Source organism: Lentibacillus sp. CBA3610 (genome assembly GCF_013373365.1).
Classification (GTDB): domain Bacteria; phylum Bacillota; class Bacilli; order Bacillales; family Amphibacillaceae; genus Lentibacillus.
Genome location: NZ_CP035925.1, coordinates 918,719 through 929,823, shown reverse-complemented (window position 1 = coordinate 929,823; position 11,105 = coordinate 918,719). Strand labels below are relative to the sequence as shown.

Sequence of the window (11,105 nt, the reverse complement as noted above, 5' to 3'; positions counted from 1 at the left end):
CTTCCTTCTATACCGACATTCCAAATATTTTCTCCTTTAAAAGACGTCCGGTTGGTGTATCGGCAAGACCGCCTTCACCTGTTTCACGCAAACTGGATGGCATCTGCTTGCCAATCCGGTACATAGCACCAATTACTTCGTCACACGGAATTGTGCTTGTTACGCCGGCAAGTGCCATGTCTGCGGAAACGATAGCAAGTGATGAACCGCCCGCGTTACGCTTGACACAGGGTACTTCAACCAGACCGGCAACCGGATCACAAACAAGTCCGAGCATATTTTTCAGTGTCATGGCGAATGCTTCGGCCGATTGCTGCGGTGAACCGCCTGCCATTTCCACAATGGCCGCTGATGCCATGGCCCCTGCTGACCCCACTTCGGCTTGACACCCGCCGGCTGCTCCGGAAATAAACGAATTATTGGCCACGACAAATCCGAATGCACCAGACGTGAACAAGTAACGCACCATCTGTTCACGAGTCGGATTAAGCTGATTTTTAACAGCAAATAATGTTCCGGGTACACAACCCGCACTGCCTGCTGTCGGAGTTGCACAAATCGTTCCCATTGCGGCGTTGACCTCATTAGTGCCCATGGCTTTACTGACAGCATCCATGACAATATTGCCCGACAGTGGTGTATTTTCTTTCATGTATTCCTGTACTTTGACGGCATCTCCGCCAGTCAGTCCTGTAACAGATTCAACACCTTTCAGACTGTCTTCCACAGCCTTTTCCATCACGTCCAGATTCTTCTCCATCTCGGAAAAGACCTCTTCCCGGGATTTTTCTTTTACATCCATCTCTTGACGGATCATGACCTCCGAAATTAATATATTTTCATTTTCAGCTATTTCTACCAATTCAGCAGCTGTACGAAACATACCATTTTCTCCTCTCCTAAGAACAACATGTTATTTATTTACATTGCATCAGTATGAATGCGCGGTTTAAGCGCGTATCGAGCGAAATGTTGATGAGTTACCGGTCGCGTTATTTTTGATGTCGCGCGATATTTTCGTTTCTCGCGCGATTTTGGCTGTTTGTCGCGCGAAATTCTCGATTATCGCGCGATTTTGGGTGCTGATTGCGCGATATTTTCGTTTGCCGCGCGAAAAAAGGTACGTGTTGCGCGATATTTATAACTATCGTGTAAAATAGAACGCGCGGAACCATTTGTTAACTTTCGCTAACTCACAATTTTGGAAATCTGTTCAATATGGTCAGCATTTTCCATTTCTTTCAGCACATGGTCATCAACATTCTGATCCACTTCAATAACCATCAGTGCTTCTTTTCCGACATCCTTACGATTCACTTCCATATGACCGATATTGATTTCATGTTTTGCCAAAATTTCTGTAACCGATGCAATGGCACCGAACCTGTCATTGTGCATAATCAAAATAGCTGGATGATTGCCTGACAAACGCAATTCAAATCCATTCAGTTCCGTGATTTCGATTTTTCCGCCGCCGATTGAAATACCGACAAGCTCAATTTGATCCGTCTCATTACCGATAATCAGCCTTGCCGTGTTCGGATAATCGACACCGGCACTATCTTCAATAAATTCGATGTCAAGATTATGCTCTTCAGCAATTTTCAATGCCTGGTTCATTCTGGGGTCATCCGTCTCATACCCCAACAACCCCCCAGCTAAAGCAAAATCCGTCCCGTGACCTTTATATGTTTTGGCAAATGATTCATACAGATGGATACGCGCCCATTTTGGTTCTTTTCCCAATAGATTGCGTGCTGCTTTCCCGATCCGTGCTGCTCCTGCTGTATGTGAACTGGATGGACCGATCATAACCGGTCCGATGATGTCAAATACTGAATTGAATTTCACAACACAACACCGCCTATTCCCCGTATAGATTTTTTCTTCTTTGCTAATTATAACAAAAAACGCTATAATAAGCATTTGTGGATTGTACATTAGAGCAATGTATTATCGGGCGGGAGAGGGACAGCAAAACATCGAGGAATAAACATGTCCAATCAAAGCAACACGTCGTTACAGGACATCAAGGGAAATTGGCGCGAAGAAATAATGGCTGGTTTGATCGGCTACTTGACAACTGTCTATATTGTGATCGTTAACGGGTCGATTCTCAGTGAAGCTGGTATTTCACTGGAAACCGGGATGGTCGCAACGATTCTTGCCAGTTTTTCCGGCACCTTACTGATGGGTCTGTACGCAAAACTGCCCTTAATTCTTATCCCGGGAATGGGTATTAATGCACTGTTTGCCTACTCAATCGTTGGCAGTACAAGCCTTTCATTCCAGGAAGGACTGGCAGTTGTTCTCGTTGCCGCCGTTCTGTTTCTTATCACCGGGTTCACGAAACTGGGCGTTATTTTAAAAGAGGCAATCCCTGAATCGTTAAAACATGCGATTACGGTCGGGCTCGGTTTTTTCCTTATTTTGATTGGTCTTGAAAATAGCGGGCTTATCGTAAGTGGCGAACAGACGATCATTGCCATTGGTGACTTCACATCACCTGGATTTATTGCCAGCCTGCTGACGTTATTTATTGCGATCTTTTTATTCATGAAAAATATTCCGGCTAATTTCCTCGTGACCATCGTAACCGGAACACTCATTGCTTATCTGTTTGGGCTGTTGGATACAACCGAAACAAACATTGATGTGAACGCGGGTGATATGCTGTTCATCCCATCGTTTACAGCAATGGGTGATTTTGAATTTTGGCTGGCTGTTTTTCCGCTTACCATTATTCTTATTTTCGAAAATATGGGCTTGCTGCATGGACAACTTCATATGCTGAAACGGCAGAACAGCTATAATAAAGCTTATCAGGCCACTGCCTTTTCATCATTAATGAGCGCCTTTTTCGGAACATCACCAACCGTTTCAGCGGCCGAAAATGCAGCTGTCGTTACATCTGGCGGCAGAACGGGAAAAACTGCTATCACAGCAGGATTGCTATTTTTATTAACGTTATTCATCATTCCATGGATCTCCATGATTCCAGATACGGCAATCAGCCCTATTTTGATCATTGTCGGTGTGTTGATGGCACAAAATCTGCGCAACGTTCCATTGGATGATTTATCAGAAGCACTTCCTGTATTTCTGATTGCAGCGATGATTCCATTCACGTACAGCATCGCAGACGGTATGGCTTTTGGGTTCATTGCATACCCGATTGTAAAAATTGCCATGCGCAAACAAAAAGATCTCCCGGCAGTACTCTTGATAATCTCTGGGTTATTCCTGACCTACTTCATCATGAAGATTGCCGGACTATAAAATTGCCTCCCTTTTTAGCAGGGAGGCAATTTTTATCTCTTATTCCACTGAAAAAATAAATGAATATATCGGCTGGTTGCCTTTATGGTGTTCTATCTCAATATCATCAAACTTATCTTCCACATATTGCTCGATCATTTTTACATCGTCATCAGTGGCATCTTCGCCCTGTAAAATGGTCAGAATCTCATCGTCTTCCGTAATCATGTCATCAAGCAGTGATTTGACCGTCTCGAGCTGATCCTGATTGGAAGCTTTGATCGCCCCATCGACCAGCCCCATAAAATGATCCTTCTCAATGGTTATACCGTCAATTTGTGTGTCACGAACCGCATATGTAACTTGTCCGGATTTGACTTCTTTGCCGGCAGCTTCCATTGCATCACGGTTTTCCCCGATTTCTGTTTCCGGATGAAATGCCAGCAATGAACTGATCCCTTGTGGTATGGTTTTAGTCGGTATAACCGCTGCATTTACCTCTGCCAATTCTGCTGCCTGTTCAGCTGCCATGACAATATTTTTGTTGTTTGGCAGGATGAGCACGTTATTTGCATTCGCCTCTGCAATAGCTTCCGTAATATCCTGCGTGCTCGGATTCATCGTTTGACCGCCTTCAATCACAACTGTTGCGCCAAGACTTTCAAACAGTTCCTTGACTCCGGAACCCATCGCCACCGTCAAAATGCCATATTCAGCCTTTTCACCCTGGGATGCTTTTTTCGTTTCATCGCCAACAATCGCTGTATGCTGATCACGCATGTTTTCAATTTTCATATTGGTCAAAGAACCAAAACGTTGTCCCAGAGTCATCACTTCACCGGGATATTCCGCATGGACATGCACCTTGACAAGGTCATCATCTGAAACAACCAGCAGCGAATCACCATATTCACTCAATTCGTTACGGAAGGCTTCCTCATCAAATGGATACTCTTTCAGCTTGTCCGCTTCAAATCTGACCATGAATTCCGTACAGTAACCATATTCGATTTCCGAGGTATCCATGAAGTCCTGAGCAATTTTATGGTGCTCAGCATTGACCATTTCATTCATCTCAATATCATCTGCCCCGGATTCATGCACTTCTTCACCCTTCAGCGCAGCCAGGAAACCTTCATAAATCGTCACAAGCCCTTGCCCGCCGGAATCGACAACACCAACTTCTTTAAGGACAGGCAAAAGATCCGGCGTACGCTTCAAGGATGATTTGGCCTCCTGTATAACTTTCTCCATTAAAGCGATTACATCATTTTCTGTTTCCGATTCGACAACTGCGGTTTCTGCGGCATCTTTGGCAACTGTCAGAATTGTACCCTCAACAGGTTTCATGACCGCCTTATACGCTGTCGTCACACCATTGTCAAAAGCACCTGCCAAATCCTGGGCTGATAACGTTTCTTTCTTTTCCATCCCTTTTGCAAATCCGCGGAACAGTTGGGATAATATAACACCGGAGTTGCCCCGCGCCCCCATTAGCAAACCCTTTGAAAAGGCACCTGCAACTTCTGAGATGTTTTCACTGCTCAGTTTTTTGACTTCATCTGCTCCGGACGTGATCGATAAATTCATGTTCGTACCAGTGTCACCATCCGGAACAGGAAAAACGTTTAATGCATCTATTTTTTCGGCATTGTTTTTTAAATGGTGTGCCCCTGACAGCACCATTTGTGTAAACATCGTGCCACTTAATTCTTCTTGCGCCACAATACTTTCCTCCCTCATAACAGCAATAAGCCGACAAGAGCGATCCGGATACCGCGGTTAATCCTTAGCTACCCGGACACCCTGAATATAGATATTGACCGAATCAATCTCAAGACCTAATGATTTGCTTAATGTGTATTTCACCTGTGATTGTACATTATGCGCAACTTCGGAAATTTTCGTGCCATAACTGACGATAATATACATATCAATATGGAGGTGCGTTTCCTCCTGTCTGACAACAACACCTTTTGAAAAGTTCTCTTTCCTGAGAATTTCAGCAATACCATCCCTGATTTGACTTTTTGATGCCATGCCGACAATTCCGTAGCACTCAACGGCCGCACCACCGGCAATTGTAGATATCACGTCATTTGTGATGGTAACCTGACCATCGTTTGTATTCAATTCTATGGACATCTTCATCCTCCTTTGACACCACGGTCATTTATAAGGATATTTTACTATAATCATACGTGTATTAAAAGCGTTCAATGAATGACTGGATGATAACCCATTATTACAATGAATGATTTATATTGTTCTGTCAAGTTGTTTTTCTTTATAACTCCGATGATAATTGCATAACCAATTCAAGTATGGTAAATTGGATAAGTAATTATGGGAAATAAGTAAGTGTTAAACAGGAGGGATTACCATGGCTAGAAAATGTACCGTGACTGGACGTAAAACCCGCAGCGGAAATAATCGTTCCCACGCTATGAATGCAAGTAAACGCAACTGGAAAGCTAATGTGCAAAAAGTTCGTATTATGGTCGACGGCAAGCCAAAACGTGTTTATGTATCTACCCGTGCCTTGAAATCAGGCAAAGTACAACGCGTTTAACTAATAAATGTCTAAAAAGCACCCGCATAAAGGGTGCTTTTTCATTTCGTGATTTTTTCACATTGTTTATAAGATTGTTGTTTTTGCCACAAACCCATAAACTGCGACACAGAGTGCTTTGTTGATTTCCGTTTCGGGCAGTCGCGCACCTTAGGGCAACGCTTCAGCCTCCTCGGAAGAAAACCGCTTCCTGTTCAGGTCTAGCTGCCCGCTTTCCCGCAGGAGTCTCCCTGCCCTCACTCCAATCAACATCCACAAGAGAGGTTTTAATTAAACACACCAAAATGAGATTATAAAACAGCAAACAGCGGAGAAATACGCGGGAGACTCCAGCGGGAGGATAGGCCATAGGTGAGACCCCGCAGCGCGTTAGCGATTTTTTCTGCGAGGAGTGCTGTTCCACGAAAAACACTTGCAACACGACGAGCACGAGGAGGCTCACCAGCCGCCCTAAGTGCGCGGAGGCGTATTTCCGGAGCGGTGGTTCATCGCGCTCAATTTTTTAGTGTGTTCGCAGTATACATCACTTAAAGCAACAAGTTTACGAAAAAGGCCTTTATCAAAAAATAAGCTTCTGCCAAAGAAATGACAAAAGCTAAATCTTACTTATTATTTATCTTTTTTGAAAACGCCTGCAATCACCCGGACAAATCCGCCGATAAACCTTGGGAGCTTAATGGTATAAAATTTCATGAGATCTCCGCCTCCTCTGTTTACAAACAAAGCTTTCTATGGTCTGACTATACATCACGACTCTTTATTACTAATAGTATGCCTTCTTTATACGAAAAAGTACCAAAATCTGAAAAAAGCTTGTTTGAAATACAGAGTGTTGATCCCCAGAAATGGTTTTTCATCAGTCAGCGAATAATAAAAACCCTCTCTAAAGTCAGGCCCTTTCACAAAAACCGAGTGAAACGAATAAAAAAAGAACTGCCGGGTAATCATGGCTGATTTCATAGTTGCCCGGATGTGTTAATTCGAGCAGATTTTGATGATCAGCGATAATCCCTTGTATCCCCCGCTCCATAATGGCGTGCAGAAGCTGAATATTGATTAAACCGTGGTCAAGGCGTCCACCAGTGGCGCCAAGCAAATAAATTTTTTTTGGATTCAGGACATACGCTGTATTCAGTGCAATTTCAAGATCCGTCTCATCCTTTTCATCTGGATATTGGTCAAACACATTTGCCTGCTTCCGTACTTCACCTTTATCTGTTTCGTCCATGGAATCAAAATCACCCACAGCATAGTCTGGTGTTATATTATTTTCAAGTAATGTCAGGGCGCCCCGATCAGCGCCTATCCAAATGTCTATCATAGCTTCGTATTGGGACAAGTCCGGAATCAATTCCTGCGGGCCGCTTCCCATAATGGCAACATTTGTCACGGTGTTACTCCGCCTTTCCAGCGGCTTGGGCAATTTCCTGGATTATCTGCTTGCGGTCATCCTGTTTAAAAATGGCACTTCCGGCAACGAGAACATCTGCTCCAGCATCCGTACACAATTTGGCCGTGTTACGATTCACCCCGCCGTCAACTTCAATTTCAAATATTAATTGACGTTCTTCTCGCCATGAGGCTATTTGTTCAATCTTTTGAATTACCTCCGGGATAAACGACTGGCCGCCAAACCCCGGATTCACGGTCATAAGCAATACAAGATCGACTTCGTGTAATACATCCCGAATCATTTCAACCGGTGTTGCGGGGTTAATGACGACACCTGCTTTCATCCCATGATCCTTTATCAGTTGAATCGTACGGTGCAGATGCGGGCTGGTCTCCTGATGAACCGATATGATTGATGCGCCTGCCTCAGCAAAAGCTGGAATGTATTGATCAGGGTTTTCAATCATCAAATGCACATCCAATGGCAACGCAGTATGTGGCTTGATGGCTTCAACAATAAGTGGCCCGATCGTGATATTCGGGACAAAATGCCCATCCATGACGTCAACATGAATATAATCTGCGCCACCTTGTTCGACATCCTTAATTTCGTTACCAAGCTGTGAGAAATCAGCTGATAGAATGGAAGGTGCTATTTTAGTCATATTAATACCTCGGCTTTCGTGAATTAATTTCGTCTAAAAAACGTAGATAGTGGTCATAACGGATTTCGGCAATTTCCCCATCTTCTACTGCTTGTTTCACAGCACATTCCGGCTCCTTATTATGATAGCATCCACGAAACTTGCAATCTGTCTGCCTGTTTCGTATTTCCGGGAAACAATCCGCTAATTCATCAGCTGCCATTTCCTTGAAATCGAGTGTGCTGAAACCGGGCGTATCGGCAACCAATCCGCCACCAACTTCAACCAGTTCAACATGTCTTGTTGTATGCTTGCCCCTGCCTAAACTAGCGGATATATCACCCGTTTTTAATTGCAGCGAAGAATTCAACGCATTCAGTAACGATGATTTACCGACACCGGACTGTCCGGCAATAACAGATACCTGATCAGCCAGTTCATGCATCAAATCGTCTAAATCCCCCGGCTGAACAGCGGAAATCAGCTTAACCGAATACCCGATTTGCTCATATACCGTTTTATAATGGTGAATCGATTCCAGATCCGTTTCAGTCTTCAGATCTTTTTTCGTCATTAAAATGATTGGTGTCATTTCCTTCGATTCAATCATTACAAGAAACCGATCCAATAATAGCGGGTTAAAATCAGGCTCTGCTATCGAGCTGACAATGATTGCCTGATCAATATTTGCAACCGCCGGGCGAATAAGCATATTTCGCCTTGATTTAATCGAAAGAATATAGCCTTCCCCAGGGTTCTGCTCATCAAATTCAACAAAATCACCGACGAGGGGTGTGATGTTCTGTTTGCGAAAAACACCCCTCCCCCGACACTGAAACACACCGTTTCCTGATTTCACATAATAGAATCCGCTTATTGCTTTTATGATTCTGCCTTCAGCCATTTAGTCACCTGCCGCTTCTTCATATGGAATCGATTTGTCGATGATCACTTCCTCATTGCGCATCACCCTGTATTCGGCAACACTGTCAGGAGCAATCGTTAACGTAATTGTAAACTCTCTGTCTTCAGTAATCGTATACTCATCATGCACTTCTGAAATCGAACGGTTGTTATCCCCGATATAAATTGAAACAGTCTGTTCAACCGGGTCATCCGTATCTTCTTCCTGACTCGGATTATAGGACACCGTAAAAGTTTCCTCATGATTAACGGGCGGCTTTTCTTCAGGACCCGTGGAAATAAAGACATCAACTGTATTACCTGCTTCCACCTCGGTGCCAGGCTCCGGGTCCTGACGTATGACATTGCCCTCAGGTGTGTTTTCCGAATTTTCTTCCCTGATGGCAGCGTTCAATCCCTGTTCCTCCAGAGAGTTAATCGCCTGTTGTTCGCTCATGCCCGTCAAATTGTTCACATTGATTGGCGCAGGTCCAATGCTGATATCAAAAATAACTTCAGTCTCCTCTGGAATAACCTCTGTACCCGGAGACGGATAAACATGGGAAACAATCTCTCCCGCTGCATACTCATTTGAATATTCTTCTTCCGTTGTAATCGTTTCAAACCCTTTATTCTCCAGAATGCGTCTGACCTGATCAACATTTTCACCAACATAGTCCTCAAACGCCACTTCCTCTTGTCCCTGACTGACGATTAGTGTAACTGTATCGTCCTCTGTTATCGTACTGCCGGCTTCCGGTTCCGTTCCAATGACCGTATTTTCCTCTACGTCATCAGAATACGCTTCATCCCGCTCAGTTTCCAAGTTTAATTCCTGTAATTCGGACATAGCTTCCTCATATGCCATACCACTCACATCAGGAACATCCACATCGTTCGGTTGAAGCCAGCCCGGAAAAATAAATAATGCCACTGCAGTTGCCCCCAGCAATAGAAATAGGGAGGCAAGTATGAGCAGCCATTTTTTGCGTCTCTGCTTACCAGTCTTCTTCTTTTTATTTTTTTTCTTTTTACCTTTTTTAGTGCCCTTATCATTTTCGTCTGTCTCTTCATTCATGTAAGGTTTGGTTGCTTCATTAGGTTGATTGACGATTGTATCATCATCCGTATTCTGATCCAGCTGGTTGTCGGTTATAATGGGAATCGCCTTTGTTTCTTCTCCCTCTTCAGCCGGCGGAATAAATTTTTCTTCATTGAGCCTGTCAGGACTAAGTGCCGACTCCAGGGTATCTTCCATGTCATAAACCGTATCATAACGATGAAAAGGGTCTTTGGCAGTAGCTTTCAATACGATATTTTCCACACTTTGCGGGATATTCGGATTAAAACGTTTTACAGATGGCGTATCATTTTGTAAATGTTTTAACGCGATTGAAACAGGCGATTGACCTGAAAAAGGCAACCGGCCCGTCAATAATTCAAACAGGACAATTCCCAGCGAGTAAATGTCTGATTTTTTGGTTGCTGTGCCGCCACGTGCCTGTTCAGGGGACAAATAATGTACAGACCCAAGAATGGAATTAGTTTGTGTGAGGGCCGTTGCACTTAATGCCACTGCAATTCCAAAATCAGTGACTTTAACCTGTCCATATGTATCTATCATAATGTTCTGCGGCTTTATGTCCCGATGAATGATATCGTTAGCATGTGCATGGGCAATTGCGGATGCGATCTGTTTCATGATATCCAGGGCTTCCCGTGTATCAATCGGTGCATAACGTTGTATGTATTCTTTCAAAGTCATCCCATCAACGTATTCCATTGCCATAAATAAAACCCGGTCATCTTCACCGACATCATAAATGTTAACAATATTAGGATGAGCCAGACTTGCCGCAGATTGTGCTTCGCGGTCAAAACGGGCAATAAATTCCTCATCATCAGCAAAGTCCATGCGTAATGCTTTAATGGCCACGTCACGATCCAGAATCGTATCTGTTGCCAAATAAACGTCAGCCATGCCTCCACCGCCGATAGACTCTTTTATCTTGTAACGCTCATTCAGCAGATGACCATTCAACATTATCCATCACCCTCTTCCACTCGACCCTCATGATGTACAATAATAAGGGATATGTTATCCTCGCCGCCCCGTTCATTGGCAAGTTCAACCATTTCATTACCGGTTGCTGCGATATCCTGGTCTTTTTGGATAAATGATAAAAGCTCTTCATCCGTTAATTTATCGGTCAAACCATCAGAGCATACAGAAGTTTTGCTGTCGGTTTCCATTCGATTGACTGGACAATCGGCGATTATATCCGTTTCCTGTTCCAAGTGCCTTCAGCAAAACATTTTTTGGGGGGGTGCTGTTC

Annotated in this window: 12 protein-coding genes; 2 read left to right on the top strand and 10 right to left on the bottom strand. The window is 43.8% G+C overall.

Features of this window, described 5'->3' with window-relative positions; translation table 11 throughout:
- Positions 1-7: 7 nt before the first annotated feature.
- Both sdaAA and sdaAB read right to left on the bottom strand, forming a co-directional pair.
- On the bottom strand, positions 8-883 hold the full coding sequence (gene sdaAA, locus Len3610_RS04685; protein ID WP_176446927.1) for an L-serine ammonia-lyase, iron-sulfur-dependent, subunit alpha: 876 nt from the start codon (positions 881-883) through the stop codon (positions 8-10).
- Between the two features lie 305 nt (positions 884-1,188).
- Positions 1,189-1,851, bottom strand: a complete 663-nt coding sequence (gene sdaAB, locus Len3610_RS04680; protein ID WP_176446926.1) for an L-serine ammonia-lyase, iron-sulfur-dependent subunit beta — start codon at positions 1,849-1,851, stop codon at positions 1,189-1,191.
- A 144-nt stretch (positions 1,852-1,995) separates the two neighbouring features.
- Here sdaAB and Len3610_RS04675 point away from each other — a divergent pair, with 144 nt between their 5' ends.
- Positions 1,996-3,279: an NCS2 family permease gene (locus Len3610_RS04675; RefSeq protein ID WP_176446925.1), complete on the top strand. Its 1,284-nt coding sequence runs from the start codon at positions 1,996-1,998 to the stop codon at positions 3,277-3,279.
- 39 nt (positions 3,280-3,318) lie between these two features.
- On the opposite strand, the gene Len3610_RS04670 is transcribed toward Len3610_RS04675, so the two are convergent.
- Together Len3610_RS04670 and Len3610_RS04665 are read right to left on the bottom strand one after the other, a co-directional pair.
- Positions 3,319-4,983: a DAK2 domain-containing protein gene (locus Len3610_RS04670; RefSeq protein ID WP_176446924.1), complete on the bottom strand. Its 1,665-nt coding sequence runs from the start codon at positions 4,981-4,983 to the stop codon at positions 3,319-3,321.
- Positions 4,984-5,040: 57 nt separating this feature from the next.
- Positions 5,041-5,403, bottom strand: a complete 363-nt coding sequence (locus Len3610_RS04665; protein WP_176446923.1) for an Asp23/Gls24 family envelope stress response protein — start codon at positions 5,401-5,403, stop codon at positions 5,041-5,043.
- 238 nt (positions 5,404-5,641) lie between these two features.
- Here Len3610_RS04665 and rpmB point away from each other — a divergent pair, with 238 nt between their 5' ends.
- Entirely contained in the window at positions 5,642-5,830 is a 189-nt protein-coding gene (gene rpmB / locus Len3610_RS04660; RefSeq protein WP_176446922.1) for a 50S ribosomal protein L28, read from the top strand.
- Between the two features lie 609 nt (positions 5,831-6,439).
- Here rpmB and spoVM read toward each other — a convergent pair.
- From spoVM to Len3610_RS20680, 6 genes are all read right to left on the bottom strand, one after another.
- Positions 6,440-6,523, bottom strand: coding sequence for a stage V sporulation protein SpoVM (spoVM, locus tag Len3610_RS04655; RefSeq protein ID WP_010530495.1), 84 nt, complete (start codon positions 6,521-6,523; stop codon positions 6,440-6,442).
- Between the two features lie 196 nt (positions 6,524-6,719).
- Complete coding sequence (locus Len3610_RS04650) at positions 6,720-7,220, bottom strand: thiamine diphosphokinase (protein ID WP_255259799.1); 501 nt, start codon at positions 7,218-7,220, stop codon at positions 6,720-6,722.
- A gap of 4 nt (positions 7,221-7,224) precedes the next feature.
- On the bottom strand, positions 7,225-7,887 hold the full coding sequence (rpe, locus tag Len3610_RS04645) for a ribulose-phosphate 3-epimerase (protein WP_176446921.1): 663 nt from the start codon (positions 7,885-7,887) through the stop codon (positions 7,225-7,227).
- Position 7,888: 1 nt separating this feature from the next.
- Positions 7,889-8,770, bottom strand: coding sequence for a ribosome small subunit-dependent GTPase A (gene rsgA / locus Len3610_RS04640; protein WP_176446920.1), 882 nt, complete (start codon positions 8,768-8,770; stop codon positions 7,889-7,891).
- Positions 8,771-10,813 (bottom strand): Stk1 family PASTA domain-containing Ser/Thr kinase, encoded by a 2,043-nt coding sequence (gene pknB, locus Len3610_RS04635; protein WP_176446919.1) that lies wholly within the window; start codon positions 10,811-10,813, stop codon positions 8,771-8,773.
- The gene (locus Len3610_RS20680; protein WP_255259798.1) at positions 10,813-11,067 is read right to left on the bottom strand and encodes a PP2C family protein-serine/threonine phosphatase; all 255 of its coding nucleotides are present in this window, start codon (positions 11,065-11,067) and stop codon (positions 10,813-10,815) included. The genes pknB and Len3610_RS20680 overlap by 1 nt, the downstream gene beginning before the upstream one ends.
- Between the last annotated feature and the right edge of the window lie 38 nt (positions 11,068-11,105).

What these genes read in the sequence shown, in the direction of transcription:
- sdaAA (WP_176446927.1), bottom strand. Translation starts at nt 883, where the DNA reads ATGTTTCGTACAGCTGCTGAATTGGTAGAAATAGCTGAAAATGAAAAT.
- Len3610_RS04675 (WP_176446925.1), top strand. Translation starts at nt 1,996, where the DNA reads ATGTCCAATCAAAGCAACACGTCGTTACAGGACATCAAGGGAAATTGG.
- Len3610_RS04665 (WP_176446923.1), bottom strand. Translation starts at nt 5,403, where the DNA reads ATGTCCATAGAATTGAATACAAACGATGGTCAGGTTACCATCACAAAT.
- rpmB (WP_176446922.1), top strand. Translation starts at nt 5,642, where the DNA reads ATGGCTAGAAAATGTACCGTGACTGGACGTAAAACCCGCAGCGGAAAT.
- spoVM (WP_010530495.1), bottom strand. Translation starts at nt 6,523, where the DNA reads ATGAAATTTTATACCATTAAGCTCCCAAGGTTTATCGGCGGATTTGTC.
- rpe (WP_176446921.1), bottom strand. Translation starts at nt 7,887, where the DNA reads ATGACTAAAATAGCACCTTCCATTCTATCAGCTGATTTCTCACAGCTT.
- rsgA (WP_176446920.1), bottom strand. Translation starts at nt 8,770, where the DNA reads ATGGCTGAAGGCAGAATCATAAAAGCAATAAGCGGATTCTATTATGTG.
- pknB (WP_176446919.1), bottom strand. Translation starts at nt 10,813, where the DNA reads ATGTTGAATGGTCATCTGCTGAATGAGCGTTACAAGATAAAAGAGTCT.